The 23,602-nt window shown below is 68.9% G+C and carries 26 protein-coding genes; 16 read left to right on the top strand and 10 right to left on the bottom strand.

The window, feature by feature from the left end; translation table 11 throughout:
- Positions 1 to 4: 4 nt before the first annotated feature.
- The 6 genes from nrdR (at position 5) to ABFO07_RS15665 (ending at position 3,404) form a co-directional block, all read left to right on the top strand.
- Positions 5 to 487, top strand: coding sequence for a transcriptional regulator NrdR (nrdR, locus tag ABFO07_RS15690; RefSeq protein ID WP_017333303.1), 483 nt, complete (start codon positions 5 to 7; stop codon positions 485 to 487).
- Between the two features lie 153 nt (positions 488 to 640).
- Entirely contained in the window at positions 641 to 1,192 is a 552-nt protein-coding gene (locus ABFO07_RS15685) for a GspH/FimT family pseudopilin (protein ID WP_059960818.1), read from the top strand.
- Between the two features lie 14 nt (positions 1,193 to 1,206).
- A complete protein-coding gene (locus ABFO07_RS15680; RefSeq protein ID WP_059882686.1) occupies positions 1,207 to 1,596 on the top strand; it encodes a type IV pilus modification PilV family protein in 390 nt (129 codons plus the stop codon).
- Positions 1,586 to 2,419, top strand: coding sequence for a PilW family protein (locus ABFO07_RS15675; protein WP_347467855.1), 834 nt, complete (start codon positions 1,586 to 1,588; stop codon positions 2,417 to 2,419). The genes ABFO07_RS15680 and ABFO07_RS15675 overlap by 11 nt, the downstream gene beginning before the upstream one ends.
- A 38-nt stretch (positions 2,420 to 2,457) precedes the next feature.
- Entirely contained in the window at positions 2,458 to 2,964 is a 507-nt protein-coding gene (locus ABFO07_RS15670; protein ID WP_124481332.1) for a pilus assembly PilX family protein, read from the top strand.
- Positions 2,965 to 2,978: 14 nt separating this feature from the next.
- The gene (locus ABFO07_RS15665; protein WP_060014157.1) at positions 2,979 to 3,404 is read left to right on the top strand and encodes a type IV pilin protein; all 426 of its coding nucleotides are present in this window, start codon (positions 2,979 to 2,981) and stop codon (positions 3,402 to 3,404) included.
- A gap of 84 nt (positions 3,405 to 3,488) precedes the next feature.
- On the opposite strand, the gene ABFO07_RS15660 is transcribed toward ABFO07_RS15665, so the two are convergent.
- The 3 genes from ABFO07_RS15660 to ABFO07_RS15650 all read right to left on the bottom strand — a co-directional run bounded on the left by ABFO07_RS15660 (position 3,489) and on the right by ABFO07_RS15650 (position 4,797).
- A complete protein-coding gene (locus ABFO07_RS15660) occupies positions 3,489 to 3,935 on the bottom strand; it encodes a DUF3318 domain-containing protein (RefSeq protein ID WP_060292051.1) in 447 nt (148 codons plus the stop codon).
- Positions 3,936 to 3,978: 43 nt separating this feature from the next.
- Positions 3,979 to 4,368, bottom strand: coding sequence for a phage holin family protein (locus tag ABFO07_RS15655; protein ID WP_059565294.1), 390 nt, complete (start codon positions 4,366 to 4,368; stop codon positions 3,979 to 3,981).
- A gap of 126 nt (positions 4,369 to 4,494) precedes the next feature.
- Complete coding sequence (locus tag ABFO07_RS15650; protein ID WP_026044969.1) at positions 4,495 to 4,797, bottom strand: DUF883 family protein; 303 nt, start codon at positions 4,795 to 4,797, stop codon at positions 4,495 to 4,497.
- Between the two features lie 306 nt (positions 4,798 to 5,103).
- Here ABFO07_RS15650 and ABFO07_RS15645 point away from each other — a divergent pair, with 306 nt between their 5' ends.
- Positions 5,104 to 5,742, top strand: a complete 639-nt coding sequence (locus ABFO07_RS15645; RefSeq protein WP_059565295.1) for a peroxiredoxin — start codon at positions 5,104 to 5,106, stop codon at positions 5,740 to 5,742.
- Positions 5,743 to 5,882: 140 nt separating this feature from the next.
- Here ABFO07_RS15645 and ABFO07_RS15640 read toward each other — a convergent pair whose 3' ends face one another.
- Positions 5,883 to 7,070: an acyl-CoA dehydrogenase gene (locus ABFO07_RS15640; protein WP_017333313.1), complete on the bottom strand. Its 1,188-nt coding sequence runs from the start codon at positions 7,068 to 7,070 to the stop codon at positions 5,883 to 5,885.
- Positions 7,071 to 7,146: 76 nt separating this feature from the next.
- Between ABFO07_RS15640 and ABFO07_RS15635 the strand changes: the two genes are divergently transcribed.
- Both ABFO07_RS15635 and ABFO07_RS15630 read left to right on the top strand, forming a co-directional pair.
- Positions 7,147 to 7,938, top strand: coding sequence for an IclR family transcriptional regulator (locus ABFO07_RS15635; protein ID WP_059565296.1), 792 nt, complete (start codon positions 7,147 to 7,149; stop codon positions 7,936 to 7,938).
- 98 nt (positions 7,939 to 8,036) lie between these two features.
- The gene (locus tag ABFO07_RS15630) at positions 8,037 to 8,444 is read left to right on the top strand and encodes a GFA family protein (RefSeq protein WP_060014086.1); all 408 of its coding nucleotides are present in this window, start codon (positions 8,037 to 8,039) and stop codon (positions 8,442 to 8,444) included.
- A 438-nt stretch (positions 8,445 to 8,882) separates the two neighbouring features.
- On the opposite strand, the gene ABFO07_RS15625 is transcribed toward ABFO07_RS15630, so the two are convergent.
- Positions 8,883 to 9,686, bottom strand: coding sequence for an EAL domain-containing protein (locus ABFO07_RS15625; RefSeq protein WP_059565298.1), 804 nt, complete (start codon positions 9,684 to 9,686; stop codon positions 8,883 to 8,885).
- Between the two features lie 399 nt (positions 9,687 to 10,085).
- On the opposite strand from ABFO07_RS15625, the gene ABFO07_RS15620 reads away from it, so the two are divergent.
- Genes ABFO07_RS15620 through fahA form a run of 5 tightly spaced genes read left to right on the top strand, consistent with a single transcriptional unit; the run spans position 10,086 to position 16,036 of the window.
- Positions 10,086 to 11,762 carry an FAD-dependent oxidoreductase gene (locus ABFO07_RS15620; RefSeq protein ID WP_059909638.1) on the top strand — a complete coding sequence of 559 codons (1,677 nt, stop codon included), beginning with the start codon at positions 10,086 to 10,088 and terminating at the stop codon, positions 11,760 to 11,762.
- A gap of 29 nt (positions 11,763 to 11,791) precedes the next feature.
- Positions 11,792 to 12,025, top strand: a complete 234-nt coding sequence (locus ABFO07_RS15615) for a DUF2783 domain-containing protein (protein ID WP_059565300.1) — start codon at positions 11,792 to 11,794, stop codon at positions 12,023 to 12,025.
- Positions 12,022 to 13,377 carry an MFS transporter gene (locus tag ABFO07_RS15610; RefSeq protein ID WP_059889819.1) on the top strand — a complete coding sequence of 452 codons (1,356 nt, stop codon included), beginning with the start codon at positions 12,022 to 12,024 and terminating at the stop codon, positions 13,375 to 13,377. The genes ABFO07_RS15615 and ABFO07_RS15610 overlap by 4 nt, the downstream gene beginning before the upstream one ends.
- Positions 13,378 to 13,397: 20 nt before the next feature.
- Positions 13,398 to 14,732, top strand: coding sequence for a homogentisate 1,2-dioxygenase (gene hmgA, locus ABFO07_RS15605; protein ID WP_347467850.1), 1,335 nt, complete (start codon positions 13,398 to 13,400; stop codon positions 14,730 to 14,732).
- Positions 14,729 to 16,036, top strand: a complete 1,308-nt coding sequence (gene fahA / locus ABFO07_RS15600) for a fumarylacetoacetase (RefSeq protein WP_060149180.1) — start codon at positions 14,729 to 14,731, stop codon at positions 16,034 to 16,036. Before hmgA ends, fahA begins: the two co-directional genes overlap by 4 nt.
- A gap of 164 nt (positions 16,037 to 16,200) precedes the next feature.
- On the opposite strand, the gene ABFO07_RS15595 is transcribed toward fahA, so the two are convergent.
- From ABFO07_RS15595 to ABFO07_RS15575, 5 genes are all read right to left on the bottom strand, one after another.
- Positions 16,201 to 17,361, bottom strand: a complete 1,161-nt coding sequence (locus ABFO07_RS15595) for an MFS transporter (protein ID WP_059565304.1) — start codon at positions 17,359 to 17,361, stop codon at positions 16,201 to 16,203.
- Between the two features lie 123 nt (positions 17,362 to 17,484).
- Positions 17,485 to 18,654: an MFS transporter gene (locus ABFO07_RS15590; protein ID WP_059924067.1), complete on the bottom strand. Its 1,170-nt coding sequence runs from the start codon at positions 18,652 to 18,654 to the stop codon at positions 17,485 to 17,487.
- Between the two features lie 168 nt (positions 18,655 to 18,822).
- Positions 18,823 to 19,518: a 5,6-dimethylbenzimidazole synthase gene (gene bluB / locus ABFO07_RS15585; RefSeq protein WP_059924068.1), complete on the bottom strand. Its 696-nt coding sequence runs from the start codon at positions 19,516 to 19,518 to the stop codon at positions 18,823 to 18,825.
- Positions 19,519 to 19,639: 121 nt separating this feature from the next.
- On the bottom strand, positions 19,640 to 20,638 hold the full coding sequence (locus ABFO07_RS15580) for a 2-hydroxyacid dehydrogenase (protein WP_059565307.1): 999 nt from the start codon (positions 20,636 to 20,638) through the stop codon (positions 19,640 to 19,642).
- A 36-nt stretch (positions 20,639 to 20,674) separates the two neighbouring features.
- A complete protein-coding gene (locus ABFO07_RS15575; protein ID WP_230941824.1) occupies positions 20,675 to 21,640 on the bottom strand; it encodes a LysR family transcriptional regulator in 966 nt (321 codons plus the stop codon).
- Here ABFO07_RS15575 and ABFO07_RS15570 point away from each other — a divergent pair.
- Together ABFO07_RS15570 and ABFO07_RS15565 are read left to right on the top strand one after the other, a co-directional pair.
- Complete coding sequence (locus ABFO07_RS15570) at positions 21,530 to 21,922, top strand: hypothetical protein (protein ID WP_347468671.1); 393 nt, start codon at positions 21,530 to 21,532, stop codon at positions 21,920 to 21,922. The genes ABFO07_RS15575 and ABFO07_RS15570 overlap by 111 nt on opposite strands.
- A 463-nt stretch (positions 21,923 to 22,385) precedes the next feature.
- Positions 22,386 to 23,597 (top strand): pyridoxal-phosphate-dependent aminotransferase family protein, encoded by a 1,212-nt coding sequence (locus tag ABFO07_RS15565; RefSeq protein WP_059565309.1) that lies wholly within the window; start codon positions 22,386 to 22,388, stop codon positions 23,595 to 23,597.
- Positions 23,598 to 23,602 lie beyond the last annotated feature (5 nt).

Here is a 23,602-nt window from a genome sequence, read left to right as displayed (position 1 = left end):
GCTCATGCGCTGCCCGTTCTGCCGGAGCGACGACACGCAGGTGGTGGATTCTCGCGTGTCCGAAGATGGCGCCGCGATTCGCCGGCGTCGTCGCTGCTCGGCCTGCGACAAGCGTTTCACGACGTACGAGCGGGTCGAGCTGGCATTGCCGGCCGTCGTGAAGAAGGACGGCAGCCGCACGGAGTTCGACCGTCGCAAGATCGTCGCCAGCATGCAACTCGCGCTGCGCAAGCGGCCGGTTGCGGCTGACGCGATCGACGCGGCGGTCGCCCGCATCGAATATCAGCTGCTCGCGACAGGCGAGCGCGAAGTGCGTAGCGAGAAGCTCGGCGAGCTCGTGATGAACGAGTTGCGCGGCCTCGATACGATTGCCTACGTGCGTTTCGCATCGGTATATCGCCGGTTCGAAGACGTCTCCGAATTTGCCGACGTGATCGAAGAATTCCGTCGCGCCTCTCCGGCCGCCAAGCCGACGCGTAAGCGCTGACGCGCTGCGCTGTTTCATTCCGTTCCCTCCAGGTTGCTCGTCCTGCGCCGATTGTGGCCGGGGCGTTCGCGCGCCGCCAGCTGGCCGTTCGGCAGATGGTGCGCGTGCGTGCGCGCCGCTACAGTCGTCGCATGACGTTGGCGGAGGGTGGCGATGCGGCGCGGTGGAGCAGGGTGGCGGGCGTGCGGATTCTCGCTCGTCGAGTTGATGGTGGTGGTTGCGGTGATGGCCGGACTCGGCCTCTACGCGGCGCCTGCATTCGACCAGTGGCAGATGCGCGAACGGGTCGACGCCCGCTCGCGTGCGTTGCTCGGCGCGCTGTCGTTCGCGCGGGCCGAAGCGGCGCGTCTCGGTGTGCGCGTCACGCTGTGCCGAGCCGGGAGCGATGGCGCCTGCCTGCAATCCGGGCAGCGCTGCGATGATGCGGAATGGTCATGCGGCTGGATCGTGAGCGGACATTTCGACGAACAGGCGCGCGTGTTGCGGCGGTATCCGCGCGACCCTGGCGTGGCTGTCGCGGGCGTGGCGCACGATCTGGCATTTGCACCGCCGGCCGGCCAGGCGATCGGCGGGATCCGGCGATTCGAGCTGCGCCCGGCCCGCGGGGCGCCCGAGGCCGACGCGGCGCGCGCGTCGCGCTGCGTGCGGATCGCCGCAGGCGGCCGGGCACGCGTCGTCGCCGGCCGTTGCGAGGGCGCATCGTGAACCTGCGGCACACGATGCGCGGCGCGTCGCTGATCGAGGCGACGGTGGCGGTCGCGCTGCTCGCGTTGATCACGCTCGCGGTGGCCGGCAGCCAGCTCACGATGGCGCGCGCGCAACGCACGACGATCTGGCGTGAACGCGCGTTATGGCTGGCCGACGCGCGAATCGAACTCGAGCACGCGGCACCCGGCGCGGAAGCGGGTATGACGGCGATCGCCGCGGCTTCGTTGCCGGGAGGGGCGATGAAGCTCGACGGCGGCGCGGGTAGCGTGCGGCTCGCCATCGTCGGTTGGCGTGACGGCGACGCCGCTGCACCTGTGCAATGCGGCGCGGCCGGTGTGTCGGCGCGTCCGCCGTCGTGCGTGCGGATTCCGTTTCGCGAGGTGATGGCCGATGGGCATTGATCGTCGCGCGCGAGCGCATACGCTCCTCGAGATGCTGATCGCGATGTCCGTCGGCTTGCTCGTGCTGGCGGCCGTCGGCGCGCTGTATCACGCACAGCGTGTCGCGCAGCGCCGGGCCGAGGACGGTTTTCGCATGCGGGATACCGCAAGCACCGCATTGACGCTGATCGGCCAGGAGATTCAGATGGCGGGCTTCCGGCCGCTCGACGGCGCGGCGCCGCGATCGCTGCCGCCGCTGTTCGGTTGCGCAGCGGCGCGCGTGCGCGGCAGCGACGAACACGTGCGCTGCGAACCCGCGCAGGCGTCGTCCGACGCATTGCTGGTTCGATACGTCGGCGATGCCGTGTCGACGTGGCCGACGGCCAGCGGCCAGGTATCGGATTGTCTCGGGCAGGGCGTGGGTGCGCCGGCGGCGCGGCCGCTCGTGTCGAACCGTTTCGACGCGCACGTCAGCCCGTCGACGGGCGAGCCCGAACTCTATTGCGAAGGAAACGGGCGCCTGGGGACCGCGCAGCCTGTCGTTTCCGGAATCGACCAGCTGCGCGTGCGGTATCTGCGGCGCGGCGAGACGCAGTTCGTCGCCGCCGGCGCGATGCGCGAAGACGACTGGCATGACGTGATCGCCGTGCATCTCTGCGTGCGGGCGCGAGGCGAACCGATGCGGGAGCGCGGCCGGCATGTCGATTGCGACGGCATTGCATCCAGCGCGCCGGACCATCGCGCGCGGCTGACGCTGCATCGCGTCGTCGCGTTGCGGAACGTATCGAACGATCGCAGCGACGATCGGCCCGATGGGCGGCGCACACTCGGAGCGACACGATGAGCCTGGGCCGACATCGTGCATGGACGCCCACCCGCGGCATGGTCCAGCGCCGTGACGCGGGCATGGCGTTGCCGGCCGTCGTCGCGGTCGGCGCGGCCGTTGCGGCGCTGACGGGCACGTGGTTCGAAGCCGCATTGACGGAGGCGCGCCGCACACGCGCGTTGTCGGACCGCCTGATCGCGTTTCACGCCGCCGATGCGGCACTCGTCGCCTGCGTTGCGCGCTTGCGGCAGGGCGGAGTGGTGCCTTATCTCATCGCCGGGGCGTCGGATGCCGAACCCGATGCATGGCGTCGCGTGCCTGCGCTGGCGATGCCCGAAGCGTTCGCGCCGTTTGCCGGATGGCCGATGGCCGCGCGGCCGCCACGCTGCCTGATCGAGGCATGGTCGCTCGCGTGGCCCGCTGACGGGCGGGCATACCTCGTCACCGCGCGCGGCGTCGGGGCCCATGCATCCAGCGCCGTCTGGCTGCAGACGCAGGTCGTGATGCGCGATGGGCGGATTGTCGCGCAACGCTGGCGCCGCGTCGCGGCACAGCATCGATGATGCGTGGAGTGCGCGTGCGTCGGCCGGCCGGCTTCACGTTGCTTGAATTGATGATCGCGCTGGCGATCGTCGCGATCCTGACGGGTGTCGCGATTCCGTCGTACCACCGGCAAGCCGCGCAAGCGCATCACGCGTCGGCCGTGGCCGCGCTGTATCGCGCGGCGCAGTATCTCGAGACGCTCGACGGCGCGGCGCCGCCCGCATTGCCGGACGCGCTCGCGCATGCGCCGTCGGACGGGCGTGCCGTCTATCGGCTGGCGATCCGGCGTCCGGACGATGATGCATTCGTGTCCTATGTGCTGGAGGCGAGCCCGCTCGATGGCGGCTCGATGCGCGACGACCGATGCGGCGCGTTCACGCTGAGCGCTGACGGCACGAAAGGCAATGTGCGGCCGGATGGTGCGAACGAATGGGATCCGCGGTGCTGGGGCGTGCGATGACGTGATGCGGCATGCGCGGCATGCGCATCATGTGCGTCTTGTGTGTCTTGTGTGTCTTGTGTGTCTTGCGCGCGCAGCCGTGCGTCACTCCGCGCCGGCTGCCCCGCCTTCGCCGTCGTCGCGCGATTCCTTCAGGATCCGGTAGATTTCCCACGCGGCGAAGCCGAGCGAACCCCACTTCAGTGCCGGGCCCGCACTCGCGCGCAGCAGCGAGCGCACGGGTTTCGCGAGTACCAGCGAGATCAGCGAACTCACCATCGGATACTGGTTGACGAGGTTGCCGAGGCTTGCATTGAGGTTCTTCGCGGACTGTCCGAGCGATCCGCTGCCGAACCCCGGAACCAGCACCTTGAGCCAGCGGAAGCGGGAAAAGGAATGTCGTATTTCCGCGCCGGCCTCCGCGAGCTCCAGCCGTTCGACTTCGGCGCGCAGGATCAGCAATTCCTTGCGGACCGCGCGATTTTGCGCGGCGCTCAAGCGCGATTGCGACGAAGCGGGGCGGTAACGATTGCCTGTGGCGTTCTGGCTCATGGCGCGGCGGCGAGTGGAATGAAAGGAACGAACGCGTGCGCGTTCACGACTTGCCGCGGAACACGTCGCGGTCTTTCTCGAGCTCGGCCAGCGTGGCCTCGAACACGATCGGCGCATCGCGCAGGTTCGCGCGCGCCTTCAGCGCGCAGCCGATGCCGGCGAACGCATACAGCGCGGTGATCACCGCGAGCGATTGCCAGCGATAGCTATCCCAGAAGGCGATCGCGACGAGCACGGTCAGGCTGATGAGCGCCATCGTCGCCAGCATCATCGCGGCGAGGCCGAGGAACAGCACGCCCATCAGGCGCTCCTTCTCCTCGGCGAGCTCGATGCCCGCCAGCTCGAGGCGCGTTTGCAGCAGTCCGATTGCAGAGCCGGCAAAGCGGCGCAGCGGGCCGTGGCCGGCGGACTGCGAGGTGGTGTCTGTCGTCATGAATGAGGCGCTTGCGCGCGCAGAAAGCGGCTAAGGCAAAGCCGACCGGCGGCGTGCCGCCAGTCAGCTTCGGCGCTCGCGCGCCACGTCAGGCGGCGCGCCGGGCGACAGGGCGCAGGCTGCGCGTTACTTGCGGTTGATCAGCAGGCCGATCAGCACGCCGACACCGGCTGCGACGCCGATCGACGTCCACGGGTGCTCGTGCACGTAGTCGTCCGTCGCGCGCGCGGCCTTCTTGCCTTTCTCGACCACCACGACCTGAACGTCGGCTGCCTTGTCCTTCGCCTGCTTCAGGCGCGACATCGCTTTCTCGCGCAGTTCGGCCGCACGGTCGCCCGTGCTGCTCGCGGCTTGCTTGAGCAGATCTTCGGCGTCCGCGAGAACGGTTTTGATATCCGACATCAGTTTCTCCTTGTTGATTTCCGACATTGCAACTCCCTTCATGCTGTCATGCTGCAGGTTCACATCGTAGCGAAACGTGTGCCCGCTGGCGAGCCGGGATCGCGCGGGGCTGCTGCGCGGAGATGGCATGGTAAACGATTTGTAATGAATGGGAAGAGATACAACGGCGAGGAAAAGTTTCACGGCGCGGCGGGGCTCGGCGCAAAAATGATAAAAATGTATGAATATCGAACGGAATAATCGTTCGCACCGCCGTCCGCTTCCCGTAAGCTACCCGACTGTCCCGCGCCGGTGGCGCGGGTTTCACCACGCACAGTTCAAGGAGGGAACAACATGGGTCTGCGTCTTGGCGACATCGCGCCGGATTTCGAGCAGGATTCGAGCCTCGGCCGCATCAAGTTTCACGAGTGGCTGGGCGACGGCTGGGGCGTGCTGTTTTCCCATCCGGCCGACTACACGCCGGTATGCACGACGGAACTCGGGCTGACCTCGAAGCTGAAGGGCGAGTTCGAGAAGCGCAACGCGAAGGTGATCGCGCTGTCGGTCGACAGCGTCGAATCGCACGCGGGCTGGATCAACGACATCAACGACACGCAGTCGACGGTCGTCGGTTTCCCGATCATCGCGGACGCGGATCGCAAGGTCTCGCAGCTCTACGACATGATCCACCCGAACGCGAACGAGACGCTCACCGTGCGCTCGCTGTTCGTGATCGATCCGAACAAGAAGGTGCGGCTCATCATCACCTATCCGGCCAGCACCGGGCGCAACTTCGATGAAGTGCTGCGCGTGATCGACTCGCTGCAGCTGACCGACAACTACAAGGTCGCGACGCCGGGCAACTGGAAGGACGGCGACGACGTGGTGATCGTCCCGTCGCTGCAGGATCCGGAAGAGCTGAAGAAGCGCTTCCCGAAGGGCTTCAACGCGGTGCGCCCGTACCTGCGCCTCACGCCGCAGCCGAACAAGTAAGCACGGCACGCAGCGCACGCTCGCGCATCGGCAGCACGGCCCGCCCGGCATCGACGCCGGGCGGGCCGTTTCCGTTTCTGTTTTCTGCTTCTGTCTCGGCGGCGCGTACCGCGCACCGCCGTGCCGTCACGCGCGGACGATCAGAAGAACGCCTGGATGCCGGTTTGCGCGCGGCCGAGGATCAGCGCGTGGATGTCGTGCGTGCCTTCGTACGTGTTGACCACTTCGAGGTTGACGAGGTGGCGCGCGACGCAGAACTCGTCCGAGATGCCGTTGCCGCCGAGCATGTCGCGCGCGAGCCGCGCGATGTCGAGCGACTTGCCGCACGAATTGCGCTTCATGATCGACGTGATCTCGACGGCCGCGGTGCCTTCGTCCTTCATCCGGCCGAGGCGCAGCACGCCTTGCAGGCCGAGCGTGATTTCGGTCTGCATGTCGGCGAGCTTCTTCTGGATCAGCTGGTTCGCGGCGAGCGGCCGGCCGAACTGCTTGCGGTCGAGCACGTACTGGCGCGCGGTGTGCCAGCAGGCCTCGGCGGCGCCGAGCGCGCCCCACGCGATGCCGTAGCGCGCCGAGTTCAGGCAGGTGAACGGGCCGCGCAGGCCGCCGACGTGCGGCAGGCGGTTTTCTTCCGGCACGAACACCTCGTCGAGCACGATCTCGCCGGTGATCGACGCGCGCAGGCCGACCTTGCCGTGGATCACGGGCGCGGACAGGCCCTTCCAGCCCTTCTCGAGGATGAAGCCGCGGATCGTGTCGTGGCCGTCTTCCTCGAGCTTCGCCCAGACGACGAACACGTCGGCGATCGGCGAGTTCGTGATCCACATCTTCGAGCCGGACAGCGAATAGCCGCCGGGCACCTTCTTCGCGCGCGTGACCATGCTGCCCGGATCGGAGCCGTGGTTCGGCTCGGTGAGGCCGAAGCAGCCGATCCATTCGCCGGTCGCGAGCTTCGGCAGGTATTTCTCCTTTTGCGCGTCGGAGCCGAATTCATGGATCGGCACCATCACGAGCGACGACTGCACCGACATCATCGACCGGTAGCCCGAATCGATGCGCTCGACCTCGCGCGCGATCAGGCCGTAGCTCACGTAGTTGAGGCCCGGGCCGCCATACTGCTCGGGGATCGTCGGGCCGAGCAGGCCGAGTTCGCCCATTTCACGGAAGATCCCGGCATCGGTGCGTTCGTGGCGGAACGCCTCGGTGACACGCGGCGCGAGCTTGTCCTGTGCATACGCGTGCGCGGCGTCGCGCACCATCCGCTCGTCCTCGGTGAGCTGCTGGTCGAGCAGCAGCGGATCGTCCCAATGAAAGGTTGCAGCGCTCATCGTGTCATCTCCTCGCTTGACTAACGTTCCGCTGTGCGGAACAATGTTTTGCAAATTGATCCCAGTGTAGCATCAGATGACGCCTTCAACCATTGACGATCAACCGATCGACGAACGCAAGTTCGTCGTGGCGCTCGCGCGCGGCCTGGACCTGCTGCGCGCCTTCCGTCCCGGCGAGACGATGCTCGGCAACCGCGATTTCGCGGAGCGCACGGGCCTGCCGAAGGCGACGGTGAACCGGCTCGCGTACACGCTGACGGTGCTCGGCTACCTGCGCTACGACGACACGCTCGGCAAATACGCGCTCGACGCCGGCGTGCTGTCGCTCGGCTACGCGCTGCTGTCCGGCACGGGCACGCTCGACCTCGCGCGGCCGCACATGCAGGCGCTCGCGCGCGAGATCGGCGCGGCGGTGTCGCTCGGCTGCCGCGACGGGCTCGACATGATCTATCTGGAGACGATCCGCAGCGAGACCGCGCTGACGCTGGGGCTCGCGCCCGGCTCGCGGCTGTCGATGCTGACGAGTTCGATGGGGCGCGCGTACCTGGCCGTGCAGCCCGAGGACGCGCGGCGCGCGCTATACGCGGAGCTGCACCGGGCCGCCGGCGCGGGGCCCGACGCCGACGCGCTCGTGCGCGCCGCGCAGGACGCGGCGGCCGAGTTCGCGTCGGGCGGCTGCTGCTATTCGTTCCGCGCGTGGCATGCGGACGTCAACGCGGCCGCGGTGCCGTTTCGCGAGCCGCGCGAGGGGCGCTGGCTGATCCTGAGCTGCAGCGGGCCGGCGTCGTCGATGGGGGAGGACGTGTTCCGGTCGCAGGTCGGGCCGCGCCTGAAGGCGCTCGCGCAACGGCTGGGGCAGCTCGGCTGAGCGCGAAATGCGCCGGGCGCGCGTGACGCGCCGGTTGCGCACGCGCCGAGCGGCGCTCATCATCGTTGGCCCGACGCGCGAAAACGACGAGGTCGACGATGTCACACCCGGAAACGCTGGAAGGCGGCTGCGCCTGCGGCGCGATCCGTTACCGGATCACGCAAATCCCGACCGACGCCGGCTTCTGTCATTGCCGGCTGTGCCAGAAGACGACGGGCGCGGCCGTGCTCGCGTCCGCCTCGGTGCCGATCGACGCGTTCGACTACCTGCGCGGCGAGCCGGTGGTGTACGCGTCGAGCGCATGGGGCGAGCGGCGCTTCTGCGGCCGATGCGGCGCGCAGCTCGAATACCGGCTGCGCGATGCGCCGAAAACGGTCGAGATCAACTACGCGACGCTCGACGATCCATCGAGGATTCGCCCGGCGTGGCACATCTGGTATGCGAACCGGTTTCCCGGCCTCGAGATCGGCGACACGCTGCCGAAGCACGACGACGGCGACGCGTGACATCCGGCCGGCAAGCGCCCGGCCCGAAGCGACAGGCCTCCGGCCCGGCTCATCCCCTCATCAAGCCGATACCACCTTCGCAAGATCGGCGACACGCTGCCGAAGCACGACGACGGCGACGCGTGACATCCGGCCGGCGAGCGCCCGGCCCGAAGCGACAGGCCTCCGGCTCCGCTCATCCCCTCGTCAAGCCGATACCACCTTTGCAAGATCGGCGACACGCTGCCGAAGCACGACGACGGCGACGCGTGACACCCGGCACGCAAGCGCCCGGCCCGAAGCGACAGGCCTCCGGCTGCGCTCATCCCCTCGTCAAGCCGATACCACCTTCGCAAGGTCGGCGACACGCTGCCGAAGCACGACGACGGCGACGCGTGACACCCGGCACGCAAGCGCCCGGCCCGAAGCGACAGGCCTCCGGCTGCGCTCATCCCCGCGTCAAGCCGATACCACCTTCGCAAACACCGGCCCCTGCATGAACCGCACGTCGTGCTGCCGCAGCAGTTCGCACTGCGTTTCGTCGACCACGCCGTCAAAGATCAGCGGAATCCGCGCGCGCTGCGCATACGCGACGAGCGCCTTGACCATCCCGTCGCGCAACGCGATGCCCGCGTCCATCTTGATGTAGTCCGGCCGCGCCATGTCCGATTCGACCGCGAGGATGCGGCCCGGGTCGGGCAGCTTGTCCGCGACCTTGAAGCCGTGGTGCTGGTAGCTGCGCGTCAGGTAGCCGAGGAACGTCTTGTGCGCGACCGCGGCCGCCGGCAGCTCGATCACGACCCGCTCCGTCGGCAGGCCGAACCGCTGCAGCACCGACGAGAAGTGCTTGCCGTGATCGTATTTCACGCTCTTCAGCAGACGTTCGTGCACGCGCAGGAACAGCAGCCCGTGGCGCTGCGCGCCGAAGAAATTGATCGCGTGCAGTGCGCGCGACAGGCGGTCGACCGCGACCAGCGCCTGATCGTCGGCGGCCGAATCGAACGGATCGGGCGCGTTGCCCGTCGCCAGCGTGACCGCCTGGAAACCCAGCTCGTCGCCGTAGCGCTCGATCGTGTCGGCGAACGACGTCGACTGCGGCGCGCCCGGCATCGTCACGTCGTAGATCGGTTCATACGCGCTGTTGAGCGTCAGCTCGGGCAGCCGCGCGCAGGCGGTGCCGCCGTCGACGAGCGCGACGTGATCCCGCAGGAACGGCAACTGCCCGGCGCGGGTGACCAGCTCGGGAATGGTGGGCGGAATCATCGGGAATCGGAATGGAAAAACGGCGGCCGAACCGGCCGCCTCATGTCTCGATAGTAGCAGCGCCCGCCGGGCTCGGCTCGGCGAATCGCTCATATCGTTATCCCGTCCCCGGGGCGATGACCTAGGGTTTACGTTGTTTTCACTATACGTAATTGGTTTTACTATTCGTAAATCCTGAGTTTGTCGCCGATCAAAACAAGCGCATTCGGGCATCGCCCGGCGATGTCCTGTCCCCGATTCAACAGGAAGCAAGGAGCGAGACGTGGCGGGTGAGTGGAAACGTGGGTCGCAGATGGACCAAGCGGGTCCGGCAGGCCGGAAGGCCGCCGGCGGGCAACGGGCGGGGCAGGCGGGCGCGGCGTCGCGCTGCAGCCAGGGTCGAGCGGACGGACGGCAGCCATGAGCATCGATTACCAGACCCTGAAGTTCGCGTACCGGCCGCGCGCGGAGCGCGACGCCGGCCGCGATGCGGCGATCCATCCGGTGATCGTCGTCGGCGCGGGCCCGGTGGGCCTCGCTGCGGCGATCGACCTCGCGCAGCAGGGCGTGCCGGTCGTGCTGCTCGACGACGACGACACGCTGTCCACCGGCTCGCGCGCGATCTGCTTCGCGAAGCGCACGCTCGAGATCTTCGACCGGCTCGGCTGCGGCGAGCGCTTCGTCGACAAGGGCGTCAGCTGGCACGTCGGCAAGGTGTTCCTGCAGGACGAGCAGCTGTATGCCTTCGACCTGCTGCCCGAGGCGGGCCACGCGCGCCCGGCGTTCATCAACCTGCAGCAGTACTACGTCGAAGGCTATCTGGCCGAGCGCGCGTTCGCGCTGCCGAACCTCGACATCCGCTGGAAGCACAAGGTGTCGGGCATCGCGCAGACGCCCGAACACGCGACGGTGACGGTCGAGACGCCCGAGGGCGTCGAGACGCTGCGCGCGCGCTACGTGATCGCCGCGGACGGCTCGCGCAGCCCGATGCGCACGCTGATGGGCCTCGAGAGCCACGGCCGCACCTTCAAGGACCGCTTCCTGATCGCCGACGTGAAGATGAAGGCGGAATTCCCGACCGAGCGCTGGTTCTGGTTCGATCCGCCGTTCCACCGCAACCAGTCGGTGCTGCTGCATCGCCAGCCGGACAACGTGTGGCGCATCGACTTCCAGCTCGGCTGGGATGCCGACCCGGTTGCCGAGAAGCAGCCCGAGCGCGTGATCCCGCGCGTGCGCGCGCTGCTCGGCCCGGACGTCGAGTTCGAACTGGAGTGGGTGAGCGTCTACACGTTCCGCTGCCAGCGGATGGACGCGTTCCGCCACGGCCGCGTGCTGTTCGCCGGCGATTCGGCGCACGGCGTGTCGCCGTTCGGCGCGCGCGGCGCGAACAGCGGCGTGCAGGATGCCGACAACCTCGCGTGGAAGCTGAAGCTCGTGCTGGACGGCCAGGCCCCCGACCGGCTGCTCGACACCTATGCGAGCGAGCGCGAGTTCGCGGCCGACGAGAACATCCGCAACTCGACGCGCTCGACCGACTTCATCACGCCGAAGAGCCCCGTGTCGCGCGTGTTCCGCGACGCGACGCTGAAGCTGGCGCGCGACTGCGAATTCGCGCGCAAGCTCGTCAACAGCGGCCGCCTGTCGGTGCCGGCGGTGCTCGCCGATTCGCCGCTCAACACGCCGGACCGCGGCGGCGACGCGTTTGCGGGCGCGATGCGGCCGGGCGCGGCGGCCGCGGACGCGCCGGTGCGCGCGCACGGCGCGGCCGGCTGGCTGCTGCAGCACCTGCGCGACGGCTTCGCGGGCGTGCTGTTCGGCCTGCCCGGCGACGCGCCCGCGCTCGCGCAGGCGGTGGCCGGCCTCGCGCTGCCGGTGAAGCCGGTGCTGGTCGTGCCGCGCGGGCAGGCGCAGGCCGTGCAGGGTGCGCCGGGCGTCGACGTGGTGGAGGACGTCGACGGCCTCGCCGCGCAACGCTACGACGCGAAGCCCGGCACGTTCTACCTGCTGCGCCCCGACCAGCACGTATGCGCGCGGATGCGCGCGCTCGACCGGCAGGCGGTGGGCGACGCGCTCGCGCGCGCGACCTGCGCGGCCTGACCGACCACGACACATCGGAGACACCCGTGATGCCTCACCATCTCGACACCCGCCCGCGCCTGGCCGATCCGGACGCGTTCTACGAAGCGCTGATCGACATGCACCGCGACCTGACCGACAGCGACAGCCAGCTCGTCAACGCGAAGCTGATCCTGCTGCTCGCGAACCAGATCGGCGACGCCGACGTGCTGCGCGAGGCGATGGCGCTCGCGCGCCAGGGCGTGACGCCGCCCGCGCATCCGGCCGCGGAGGCCGTGCAATGAGCGCCGCGCCGGCCGCGGGACGTTCGCTCGAAGTCGAGAGCGTGATCGACGACACGCATCGCCCCGCGTTTCACTGGATGCTGCTCGCGCTGTGCGGGCTGTGTCTCGTGATCGACGGCTTCGATGCGCAGGCGATGGGCTACGTCGCGCCGAGCGTGATCGCCGAGTGGGGCGTGCCGAAGCAGGCGCTCGGCCCGGTGTTCAGCGCGAGCCTGTTCGGGATGCTGCTCGGCGCGCTCGGCCTGTCGGTGCTGGCCGACCGGATCGGGCGGCGGCCGGTGCTGATCGGCGCGACGCTGTTCTTCGCGCTGACGATGCTCGCGACGCCGTTCGCGAAGTCGATCCCGATGCTGATGGCGCTGCGCTTCGTCACGGGCCTCGGCCTCGGCTGCATCATGCCGAACGCGATGGCGCTGGTCGGCGAGTTCAGCCCGGCCGCGCATCGCGTGAAGCGGATGATGATCGTGTCGTGCGGCTTCACGCTCGGCGCGGCGCTCGGCGGCTTCATCAGCGCCGCGCTGATTCCCGCGCTCGGCTGGCGCGCGGTGTTCTTCGTCGGCGGCGCGGTGCCGCTCGTGCTCGCGATCGCGATGCTCGCGCGGCTGCCCGAATCGCTGCAGTTCCTGGTGCTGAAAGGCCGCGACGCGCAGGCGCGCGACTGGCTCGCGCGCTTCGCGCCGGCCGCGGGCATCGACGCCGGCACGCGCCTCGTCGTGCGCGAGCAGGCGCCGAGCGGCGCGCCGGTCGCCGAACTGTTCCGCGACGGCCGGCTGCCGGTCACGCTGCTGTTGTGGTCGATCAGCTTCATGAACCTGATCGACCTGTATTTCCTGTCGAACTGGCTGCCGACCGTGATGCGCGACGCGGGCTACGCCCCGGGCACCGCGGTGATCGTCGGCACCGTGCTGCAGACGGGCGGCGTGATCGGCACGCTGTCGCTCGGCTGGTTTATCGAGCGCTACGGTTTCGTGCGCGTGCTGTTCGCGTGCTTCGCGGGCGCGGCGGTGTCGGTCGGGCTGATCGGCTCGGTCGCGCACGCGCTGCCGTGGCTGCTGCTCGTCGTGTTCGCGGGCGGCTTCTGCGTGGTGGGCGGGCAGCCGGCCGTGAACGCGCTCGCGGGCCAGTACTACCCGACCTCGCTGCGCTCGACGGGCATCGGCTGGAGCCTCGGCATCGGCCGGATCGGCTCGGTGCTCGGGCCGCTCGTCGGCGGGCAGCTGATCGCGCTGAACTGGTCGAACGACGCGCTGTTCCATGCGGCGGCGGTGCCGGTGCTGTGTTCGGCGCTGTTCGTGCTCGGGCTTGCAAACGTGACGCGGCGGCGCGGTGCCGAGACACCGCGCGCCGTCTGAATCGAGGGAGAACTGAAACGATGACGCTTGACCTGTCGACACCGGCGACTGCCGGCTACCTGAGCGGATTCGCGAACGAATTCGCGACCGAGGCGCTGCCGGGCGCGCTGCCGCACGGCCGCAACTCGCCGCAGCGCGCGCCGTACGGGCTCTATGCGGAGCAGCTGTCGGGCACCGCGTTCACCGCGCCGCGCAGCCACAACCGCCGCTCCTGGCTGTACCGGATCCGCCCGGCGGCCGTGCACCGGCCGTTCGAGCCGTTCGGCGGCCCGCAGCGGCTCGTGTCGGAGTTCGGCGATTCGGCCGACGTGCCGCCGACACCGCCGAACCAGCTGCGCTGGAACCCGCTGCCGATGCCGGTCGAGCCGGTCGATTTCGTCGAGGGCTGGGTGACGATGGCCGGCAACGGGTCGGCCGCCGCGATGAACGGCTGCGCGATCCACCTGTATGCGGCGAACCGCTCGATGCAGGACCGCTTCTTCTACAACACCGACGGCGAGCTGCTGATCGTCCCGCAGCAGGGGCGCCTGCATATCGCGACCGAACTCGGCCGGCTCGACGTCGAGCCGTTCGAGATCGCGGTGATCCCGCGCGGCGTGCGCTTCACGGTTGCGCTGCCCGACGGTCACGCGCGCGGCTACATCTGCGAGAACTTCGGCGCGCTGCTGCGGCTGCCGGATCTCGGCCCGATCGGCTCGAACGGCCTCGCGAACCCGCGCGACTTCCTGACGCCGCAGGCCGCGTATGAAGATCGCGAAGGCGCATTCGAACTGGTCACGAAGCTGAACGGGCGCCTGTGGCGCGCGGACATCGGCCATTCGCCGCTCGACGTCGTCGCGTGGCACGGCAACTATGCGCCGTACAAATACGACCTGCGCCTGTTCAACACGATCGGCTCGATCAGCTACGACCATCCCGATCCGTCGATCTTCCTCGTGCTGCATTCGACCAGCGACACGCCGGGCGTCGATGCGATCGACTTCGTGATCTTCCCGCCGCGCTGGCTCGCGGCCGAGGACACGTTCCGCCCGCCCTGGTTCCACCGCAACGTCGCGAGCGAATTCATGGGTCTCGTGCACGGCGCATACGACGCGAAGGCCGAAGGCTTCGTGCCGGGCGGAGCGAGCCTGCACAACTGCATGGCGGGCCACGGGCCGGACGCCGACACGTTCGATAAGGCGTCGGCGAGCGACACGACGAAGCCGCACAAGGTCGACGACACGATGGCGTTCATGTTCGAGACCCGCACGCTGATCCGGCCGACGCGCTTCGCGCTCGACACCGCGCAGTTGCAGGCCGACTACTTCGAATGCTGGCAAGGCATCCAGAAACACTTCACTCCGGAGCAACGATGAGCATGTCCCCTGAACTGCGCGCGACGCTCGACCCGGCCCGCAAGAGCTGGGTCGACACGGCGAACGAACCCGCGTGCGACTTCCCGATCCAGAACCTGCCGTTCGGCATCTTCAGCGATGCGAAGCAGACGGCGCGCCGCGCGGGCGTCGCGCTCGGCGACCAGATCGTCGACCTCGCGGCGCTCGCGCGCGCGGGCCTCGTGACGCTGCCGGCCGGCGCCGGCGACGTGTTCGCGCTGCCGACGCTGAATGCGTTCATCGCGCTCGGCCGCGACGCATGGCGCGGCGTGCGCGTGCAATTGAGCGCGCTGTTCGCGCGCGACGCCGCGCGGCTGCGCGACGACGCGGCGCTGCGCGCGCAAGTGCTCGTGCCGCAGCGCGACGCGACGCTGCATCTGCCGGTCGACATCCCCGGCTATACGGATTTCTATTCGTCGAAGGAGCATGCGACCAACGTCGGCTCGATGTTCCGCGATCCGAAGAACGCGCTGCTGCCGAACTGGTCGGAGATGCCGATCGGCTACAACGGCCGCGCGTCGTCGGTGGTGGTCAGCGGCACGCCGGTGCGTCGGCCGAGCGGGCAGCTGAAGCTGCCCGACCAGGAGCGCCCGGTGTTCGGCGCATGCCGCAAGCTCGACATCGAGCTGGAGACGGGCTTCATCGTCGGCCGCGGCAACGCGCTCGGCGAGCCGATCGCGTGCGAGGATGCCGAGGCGCACATCTTCGGCATGGTGCTGCTGAACGACTGGAGCGCGCGCGACATCCAGCAGTGGGAATACGTGCCGCTCGGGCCGTTCAACGCGAAGACCTTTGCGACGACGATCTCGCCGTGGATCGTCACGCTCGACGCGCTCGAGCCGTTCCGCACCGCGCAGCCCGAGCAGTCGCCGCAGCCGCTCGCGTATCTGCGGCATGCAGGCGCGCACGGTTTCGACATCACGCTCGAAGTGACGCTGCGCGCCGACGGCGCGGCCGACGCGACGACGATCTGCCGCACCAACTTCAAGCACATGTACTGGACGATGGCGCAGCAGCTCGCGCATCACACGGTATCGGGCTGCAACACGCGGGTGGGCGACCTGATGGGCTCGGGCACGATCAGCGGGCCGACCAAGGATTCGTTCGGCAGCCTGCTCGAACTGACGTGGAACGGCAAGGAGCCGGTCGCGCTGACGGGCGGCGGCAGCCGCGCGTTCATCGAGGACGGCGACGAGCTCACGCTCGGCGGCTGGTGCCAGGGCGACGGCTATCGCGTCGGCTTCGGCACGTGCGCCGGCAAGATCCTGCCGGCGCGGAGCGCGTAACGCGCGACGGCGCGATGGCGCGACAAGTCACGCGCAATCCGGAAGGACAGGGCGGCCCGCATTGCGCGGGCCGTTTTCGTTGTACCGGCGGGCGGCGGTGCGTGTGCGCGGACGTATGGCGTCACGCACGCGCGTCACGGTGAGCGCCGGCGACGGCGCCGGCGTCAGACCGCGCGTTGCAGCGCGGCGCGACGTTCCCACAGCGCGGCCGCGACGAACGCCGCGACGCAGACGACCAGCACGCCGACCAGCGCATTGCTGCCCAATTGCTCCATCAACGCGCCCGCCACGAGCGGGCCGCCGAAGCTCGCGGCGCTCCACGACGCCGACACGAGCGAGCTCGCAGTGACGAGCGCGGCGCCGCGGAAGCGCTCGCCGCATGCGACGAGCGACAGCGTATAGATGCTGCCGGCCGCCGCGCCGAGTACGAACAGCAGCGGCCAGCACAGCCACGGATTCGTGATCACGAACGGCAGCAGCGGCAGGCCGGCCAGCACGATCCAGCCGGCGCCGAGGTGCACGCGTTCGCGGCCGAGCTTGTCCGCGAGCCAGCCGATCGGGAACTGCATCGCGGTATCGCCGAACAGCATGATCGACGCGAGCAGCACGGCGGTCGCGCTCGCGACGCCGCGATCCATCGCGTAGAGCGGCAGCAGCGACAGCGCGAGCGTGTCGAACAGCGCGAAGAAGCCGGTGCCGATGATCAGCGCGGGCATGCGCGGCAGCACGTCGAGCCAGCGATCGTGCGCCTCGTGATGCGCGTCGTCGCCGGCGAGCGGCGCGCGCCGGATCGTCGCGAGCGTCGGCAGCGCGAGCAGGAACAGTGCGCCGCACAGCGCGAAGCGGATGCTCGTCGCACCCGCGATCTGGCTGACGAGCACCGGGCCCGCCATCTGGAACAGCGTGAAATTGGTCGCGTAGATCGCGACGACGCGGCCGCGCGTCGAATCGTCGGCGAGCTGGTTGACCCAGGCCTCGCCGATCGTGAACAGCAGCATCAGTGCGGCGCCGCACAGCACGCGCAGCACGCCCCACAGGATCAGATTCGACGTGAACTGCATCAGCGCGGTGGCCGCTGCGAGCAGCACGACCGACACGACGATCGCGCGGCGCGAGCCGATGTGACGCGCGAGCGCGGTGACGAACGGCACGATCGCGAGGCCGCCGAGGGCTTGCGCGGCCGTCAGCATGCCGACGACGTTGGTGCCGTGGCCGGCTTCGGTCAGTGCGAGTGCGGTGAGGGGGAGGGTGGCGCCGGTGCCCAGGCCGACGACGGCGACGCTCAGGATCAGCGCCAGGAAATCCCGATTAAGAATAGCTTTCATCGGCCGAGATGCTACACCGGCGGCCCGCAACGGTCCATGAAGGCCGTCAAGCGCGCGGGGCCCGGTGCACGCGCCGACGGCGCGCACCGCGCGGCCGGGTGACCGCACGGCGCGCCGCGGGTATTACACGTATTCGGTCGGCGCGGCGACCGGCCGGCGTTCGAGCGACGCCGACCACAGCGTGAGCGCGAGCGCGGCGACCGCCATCGCGACGCCGACCCACGGCAGCTTCACGAGCGGCACGCTGGCGCCGATCGCCATCCCGCCGAGCCACGCGCCCGTCGCGTTGCCGAGGTTGAACGCGCCCTGGTTGAGCGTGGACGCGAGGTTCGGCGCGTCGCTCGCCCGGTCGACGATCAGGATCTGCAGCGGCGGCACGATCGCGAACGCGAGCACGCCCCACACGAAGATGGTCGCGAGCGCGGCGAGCGGCATGTGCATCGTGCCGGCGAACAGCGCGAGCACGACGCCGATCAGCGCGAGCGTCGCGATCAGCGACGGCATCCGCCGCCAGTCGGCGAGCTTGCCGCCGAGCGTGCCGCCGACCGTCAGGCCGAGGCCGAACAGCAGCAGCACGTAGGTGACCTGGCGCGGCGAGAAGCCGGTGACGTCCTCGAGGATCGGCGTGATGTACGTGAACACGCTGAACAGGCTCGCGGACGCGAGCACGCTGATGCCGAGCACCATCAGCACCTGCGGGTGCTTCAGCACGCCGAATTCGCGGGTGATGCTGGTTTCCGGCATCGCGAGGTGCTTCGGCAGGCAGACCGCGAGCGCGGCGGCCGCGGCGATGCCGATGCCCGTCACCGCCCAGAACGTCGCGCGCCAGCCGTACGCCTGGCCGAGCGCGGTGCCGAGCGGCACGCCGAGCACGTTCGCGAGCGTGAGGCCGGTGAACATCAGCGCGATCGCCTGCGCGCGGCGGTTCGGCGCGACGAGGTTGCTCGCGACCACCGAGCCGATCCCGAAGAACGCGCCGTGGCAGAACGCGGTGACGACGCGCGCGGCCATCAGCACTTCATAGCCGGGCGCGATCGCGCAGAACAGGTTGCCCGCGATGAACAGGCCGATCAGCCCCATCAGCGCGCGCTTGCGCGGCATCTTCGCGGTGACGACCGCGAGGATCGGCGCGCCGATCGTCACGCCGAGCGCATAGCCGGACACGAGCATCCCGGCGGCCGGGATCGACACGCCGAGGTCGCGCGCGACGTTGGGCAGCAGCCCCATGATCACGAATTCGGTGGTACCGATTCCAAATGCGGCAATGGCGAGGGCGAGAAGAGGTAAAGGCATCGCGGTGGGCCCGGGAAATGCCGCCGGGCGCGGGATGCGCAAGGCAGGCGGAGGGAACGTCAGCCGCGATTCTACTTCAGTGAAAACCCCTACGTTTGGGGCCGGAACGGTTGTTGCCGGCAAGCGACGGCAGGGCGGGCAGGCGGTGGGGAAAGGCCCGCCGAAATCTCACGATTTGGGAAGCGCGTCGGAATCGGTCGATTCGGCGGGTTCGGCTGACCCGGCCGGGGCGCCGTTCCAGCCGTTTTCGAACAGGCAGGCTTCGACGGGCATCCGCGCGGCCCAGCGTTCTTCCTCGAGCATCGGCTTCGCGTAGAACGCGTCGACGTGGCCGAGGCACAGCACCGCGATCGGCTTCGCGCCGTCGGGCATGCCGAGCAGCGTGCGCAGCGCGTCGACGTCGAACAGCGATACCCACCCCATCCCGAGCCCTTCGGCGCGGGCCGCGAGCCACATGTTCTGGATCGCGCACGCGGCGGACGCGAGATCCATCTCCGGCAGCGTGCGGCGGCCGAACACATGGCGCTCCCGGCCGTCGGCCAGCGCGACGACCAGCAGCTCGCCGCATTCGCGCACGCCCTCGACCTTCAGCCGCATGAACTCGTCCTGCCGCTCGCCGAGCGCATCGGCGGTCGCGCGGCGCTCGGCTTCGACGAGCGCATGGATGCGCGTGCGCAGCGCGGGATCGGTGATGCGGATGAAGCGCCACGGCTGCATGAAGCCGACGCTCGGCGCATGGTGCGCGGCGCGCAGCAGCCGCGCGAGCACGGCCGGATCGACGGGGGCCGACGTGAAATGGCGCATGTCGCGCCGCTCGAAGATGGCGCGGTAGACGGCGGCGATGGCGGGATCGTCGAAACGCATGGGCGGCAAGGGCTGGGATGACGTCGGCGCAACGATAGCAGACCGCGGGCGGGCAGCGTTGCTTCAGTCGCAATGAAGTGCGTGATCGTTGATGTTTTCGGAATGAAGTCCGCGCGTGCGGTCAGCGATTCGACGTCACGACGTTCTGCGGCGTGCCCGCGTGCCACGCCTCGACGTTGACGAGCGTCGTGTGCGCGATCTCCGCGAGCGCCTCGCGCGTGAAGAACGCCTGGTGCGACGTGACGATCACGTTCGGGAACGTCAGGAGCCGTGCGAGCACGTCGTCCTGCAGCGGCTGGTCCGAATGGTCTTCGAAGAACAGCCCGCTTTCCTCCTCGTACACGTCGAGCCCGAGATGGCCGAGCTGGCCGCTCTTGAGCGCGTCGACCAGCGCCGGCGCATCGACGAGCGCGCCGCGCCCGGTGTTGATCAGCATCGCGCCGTGCTTCATCTGCGCGAGCGTGCGCGCGTTGATCAGGTGATGCGTGGACGGCAGCAGCGGGCAGTGCAGGCTGACGATGTCGGCGTGGCGCAGCAGCTCGTCGAGCGCGACGTAGCGGGCGCCGAACGCGATCAGCTCGTCGTTGTACGGCGGCACCGAGTGCGCGAGCACATGCATCCCGAAGCCCATCATGATCTTCGCGAACACGCTGCCGATGATGCCGGTGCCGATCACGCCGACGGTCTTGCCGTGCAGGTCGAAGCCGAGCAGGCCGTTCAGCGAGAAGTCGCCTTCGCGGGTGCGTGCGACGGCGCGCGGCAGCCGGCGGTTGAGCGCGAGGATCAGCGCGACCGCATGCTCGGCCACCGCGTGCGGCGAGTACGCGGGCACGCGCACCACCGTGATGCCGAGCCGCTCGGCGGCCGCGAGGTCGACGTGATTGAAGCCCGCCGAGCGCAGCGCGACGAGCCGCGTGCCGCCGTCCGCGAGGCGCTCGAGCACCGCCGCGTCGACGGTGTCGTTGACGAACGGGCACACGACTTCGTAGCCGTGCGCGAGGATCGCGGTTTCCGCGTCGAGATGCGACGGCTGGAAATGCAGCCGGTAGCCGAACTGCCGGTTCGCCACGGTGAACGAATCGTTGTCGTACTGCCGGCTGCTGAACAGGATCACGCGCACGCTGCACCTCCGAAGGCTGAAGCGTGCAGTTTACTGTTACTGCAGGCCCGTGACGATATCGGGCCGGTCGGGCGCGCGCGTGTCGCGCAGGAACGCATAGCTCGCGTGGGAGCGGGCCGCCTGCGTGCTGAAGTGCTCGAGCGCGTGCTCGACGAAGCCGCGGGTGCGGGCGGGCACGAACTGGCGGTTCGGGTAGACGAGCGACAGCTGCGCATCGGGGTCGTCGATCCGGTAGCCGGGCAGCAGCCGCACGAGCGCGCCGCTGTCGAGCGCGTCGGCGACGACGCTCTCCGGCAGCACCGCGACGCCCGAGCCTGCGACGGCGGCCGCCTGCACGAGCGACAGCTGGTTGACCGTGTACGCGGGGCGCACGGTTACCGGATGGACCGCGTCGTCCGGGCCGACCAGCCGCCATGCGCTGACGTGCTGGTGCGGCGCGAGCGCGACCCAGTCGTGGCGCGGCAGGTCGTCGGGCACGAGGGGCTCGCCGCGGCGCTGCAGATACGCGGGCGCCGCGCACGCGACGAGCGTGTTCGGCGTGAGCGCGTGGCCGATCAGCGCGGGATTGCCGTCCAGCCGGTTGCCGGTGACGATGCCGACGTCGTAGCCCGTGTCGAGCACGTCGAGCGGGCCTTCGGCGATGGTGAGCTGCACGCGCACCTGCGGATAGCGGCGCTGGAAGCCGCTCACGAGCGGCGTCAGCGCGAGCGGCGACAGCATGCCGGACGCGACGATGCGCAGCGTGCCGATCGGCTCGCGCACCGCATGCGCGACCGACGCCTCCAGGTGATCGAATTCCTCGAGCAGCGCCCGACACCCGTCGAGGTAGCGCACGCCCGCCTCGGTGAGCGACAGGTTGCGCGTGGTGCGGTGGATCAGGCGCGTGTTCAGATGGCCCTCGAGCATCGCGATCGAGCGCGTGACGAGGGCGTTCGACACGCCGAGTTGATGTGCTGCGCGCCTGAAGCTTTGTTGCTCTGCGACGCAGACGAATACACGCATGGTCTGAATCTGGTTCATAGCTTGCGTATTTTTCCGGCCCGGTTGATTGATTATGGTTGTGTTTTTGCGTTGCGCAAGTCTAAAAGCAACGCTGCGCAACCCCTATATCGACATCGCGTCGAAAAAAGAGGATTTTCGATAGCGTTGCCGATTGTTCATGACAGTGGCTATATCCGTCAACCTGAGAAAAGAATCGGGTTGCATAAAATCGGGATCACGCGTATCGAGATGCAGCGAAAACGGCGGAGGATGACGCCGGAAAGCGGCATGTCGTTTTTGTGACGCGCAGCCTGCATGATTAAAAAATCGCTTTTTAGATCAATGTGTTGCGACGGTGCTCGCGGCGTGTTCCGGTGTTTTGCGCAATGCCCCGGCAATGCGTGCCGCAATAGCGGATTTTTGGGGGCGATCGTCTAAATCGCGCGCAAATCGGCGGCGCCGATTTTTGATGCAGCGCATTTTCTCGATTCTCCGGGGCGATCGGCGCGACGGCCGGCACCCGGAAACGCGCCGGCATGCGCGAAAAAATGGAACCGATTCACGGCGATTCGAATAACACCGCCATTGAAAGGGGGAATCGCGTCGCGCGCACGGCCGGCGCCGATATTGGGCGGCGCGGGCGCGTGTCATGCGATTCATTCGCACGATCCTCTTGCGCAATGCAGCGGAACGGGGAATGATCGATGGATTCGCCGCAATGCGCGACGCGCGTCCGTGCCTTTTCGTTCCTCACCTTTTTCCAGCCATGTCCATCGATTACTCGCCGATCCCCTGTCCCGTCGTCGTGCCGCTCGACGCGATCCTGCCCGAAGAACCGCTGCTGATGATGGGGGCCGGCCCGGTTCCGATCCCGGCCGCGGTGGCCAAGGCGAACACGATCGTGATCAACCACCTCGGCGCGACGATGGCGAAGGTCATCGAGCAAGTGAAGGAGATGGCGCGCTACGTGTTCCAGACCCGCACGAAATGGGTGCTCGGCGTCGCGGGCCCCGGTTCGGCCGCGATGGAAATGGCGATGTCCAACCTCGCGTGGCGCGGCACGCGCGTGCTGTCGATCCGCAACGGCTTCTTCAGCGCGCGGATGGCCGAGATGGCCACGCGCGTCGGCGCCGACGTCGCGATGCTCGAGGTGCCCGACCGGGCCGTCGCGAGCCTCGACGAGATCGCCGACGCGATCGCGCGCGAGCGCCCGGAGATCGTCACGATCGTCCACGGCGAAACCTCCAACACCGTCTGGAATCGCGAGCTGCGCGACATCGCGGCGCTCGCCAAGGCGGCCGGCGCGCTCGTCGTCGTCGACGCGGTGTGCACGCTGTCGACGATGCCGCTCGAGATGGACGCGTGGGGCATCGACGCGGTGATCACCGGCGGGCAGAAAGGGCTGTCGTCGATCCCGGGCGTGTCGCTGATCGCATTCTCCGACGCCGCCTGGGAGCGGATGAAGAACCGCCCCGAGCCGAACGCGCACTGGTGCCTCGACATGGCGCTCGCGGAGAACTTCTGGCACAACGCCGGCTATCACTACACCGCGCCGGTGTCGGGCGTGCTCGCGCTGCACGAGGCGCTGCGGCTCGTCTGCGCGGAGACGCTCGAAAGCCGCTTCGCGCGCCACCTGCGCTGCTCGCTCGCGCTGCAGGCGGGCGTCGAGGCGATGGGGCTCAAGCTGTATGCGCCGAAATCGTGCCGGCTCTCGTCGGTGGTCGGGATCGAGACGCCCGAAGGCCTCACGCCCGGCATGATCTGCGGGCATATCTCGAAGCAGTACCAGGTCGAGATCTCCGGCTCGTTCGGCTTGCCGATCGTGCGGATCGGCCAGATGGGCGAGCAATGCCGCGAGCACAACCTGTTCCGCACGCTGCACGCGTTCGGCCGCACGATGGTCGACCTGAAGGTGCCGGTGGACCTGCCGGCCGGCGTCGCGGCGCTCGAGCAGGAGCTGTCGCGGCGCGGCGGCTGAACGCG

The organism is Burkholderia stagnalis (assembly GCF_039848545.1).
Taxonomy (GTDB): Bacteria; Pseudomonadota; Gammaproteobacteria; order Burkholderiales; family Burkholderiaceae; genus Burkholderia; species Burkholderia stagnalis.
This window is presented reverse-complemented; position numbering and strand designations above follow the sequence as displayed.

Excerpts from the sequence above, each read along its gene's own strand:
- bluB (WP_059924068.1), bottom strand. The coding sequence starts at position 19,518 with ATGCGTTTCGACGATCCCGCCATCGCCGCCGTCTACCGCGCCATCTTC.
- ABFO07_RS15595 (WP_059565304.1), bottom strand. The coding sequence starts at position 17,361 with ATGAAAGCTATTCTTAATCGGGATTTCCTGGCGCTGATCCTGAGCGTC.
- nrdR (WP_017333303.1), top strand. The coding sequence starts at position 5 with ATGCGCTGCCCGTTCTGCCGGAGCGACGACACGCAGGTGGTGGATTCT.
- hmgA (WP_347467850.1), top strand. The coding sequence starts at position 13,398 with ATGACGCTTGACCTGTCGACACCGGCGACTGCCGGCTACCTGAGCGGA.
- ABFO07_RS15640 (WP_017333313.1), bottom strand. The coding sequence starts at position 7,070 with ATGAGCGCTGCAACCTTTCATTGGGACGATCCGCTGCTGCTCGACCAG.
- fahA (WP_060149180.1), top strand. The coding sequence starts at position 14,729 with ATGAGCATGTCCCCTGAACTGCGCGCGACGCTCGACCCGGCCCGCAAG.
- ABFO07_RS15635 (WP_059565296.1), top strand. The coding sequence starts at position 7,147 with ATGACGCCTTCAACCATTGACGATCAACCGATCGACGAACGCAAGTTC.
- ABFO07_RS15590 (WP_059924067.1), bottom strand. The coding sequence starts at position 18,654 with ATGCCTTTACCTCTTCTCGCCCTCGCCATTGCCGCATTTGGAATCGGT.
- ABFO07_RS15630 (WP_060014086.1), top strand. The coding sequence starts at position 8,037 with ATGTCACACCCGGAAACGCTGGAAGGCGGCTGCGCCTGCGGCGCGATC.
- ABFO07_RS15645 (WP_059565295.1), top strand. The coding sequence starts at position 5,104 with ATGGGTCTGCGTCTTGGCGACATCGCGCCGGATTTCGAGCAGGATTCG.
- ABFO07_RS15615 (WP_059565300.1), top strand. The coding sequence starts at position 11,792 with ATGCCTCACCATCTCGACACCCGCCCGCGCCTGGCCGATCCGGACGCG.
- ABFO07_RS15570 (WP_347468671.1), top strand. The coding sequence starts at position 21,530 with ATGGCCCTCGAGCATCGCGATCGAGCGCGTGACGAGGGCGTTCGACAC.
- ABFO07_RS15625 (WP_059565298.1), bottom strand. The coding sequence starts at position 9,686 with ATGATTCCGCCCACCATTCCCGAGCTGGTCACCCGCGCCGGGCAGTTG.
- ABFO07_RS15610 (WP_059889819.1), top strand. The coding sequence starts at position 12,022 with ATGAGCGCCGCGCCGGCCGCGGGACGTTCGCTCGAAGTCGAGAGCGTG.
- ABFO07_RS15660 (WP_060292051.1), bottom strand. The coding sequence starts at position 3,935 with ATGAGCCAGAACGCCACAGGCAATCGTTACCGCCCCGCTTCGTCGCAA.
- ABFO07_RS15685 (WP_059960818.1), top strand. The coding sequence starts at position 641 with ATGCGGCGCGGTGGAGCAGGGTGGCGGGCGTGCGGATTCTCGCTCGTC.
- ABFO07_RS15565 (WP_059565309.1), top strand. The coding sequence starts at position 22,386 with ATGTCCATCGATTACTCGCCGATCCCCTGTCCCGTCGTCGTGCCGCTC.
- ABFO07_RS15670 (WP_124481332.1), top strand. The coding sequence starts at position 2,458 with ATGGTCCAGCGCCGTGACGCGGGCATGGCGTTGCCGGCCGTCGTCGCG.
- ABFO07_RS15575 (WP_230941824.1), bottom strand. The coding sequence starts at position 21,640 with ATGCGTGTATTCGTCTGCGTCGCAGAGCAACAAAGCTTCAGGCGCGCA.
- ABFO07_RS15680 (WP_059882686.1), top strand. The coding sequence starts at position 1,207 with ATGCGCGGCGCGTCGCTGATCGAGGCGACGGTGGCGGTCGCGCTGCTC.
- ABFO07_RS15655 (WP_059565294.1), bottom strand. The coding sequence starts at position 4,368 with ATGACGACAGACACCACCTCGCAGTCCGCCGGCCACGGCCCGCTGCGC.
- ABFO07_RS15650 (WP_026044969.1), bottom strand. The coding sequence starts at position 4,797 with ATGTCGGAAATCAACAAGGAGAAACTGATGTCGGATATCAAAACCGTT.
- ABFO07_RS15675 (WP_347467855.1), top strand. The coding sequence starts at position 1,586 with ATGGGCATTGATCGTCGCGCGCGAGCGCATACGCTCCTCGAGATGCTG.
- ABFO07_RS15620 (WP_059909638.1), top strand. The coding sequence starts at position 10,086 with ATGAGCATCGATTACCAGACCCTGAAGTTCGCGTACCGGCCGCGCGCG.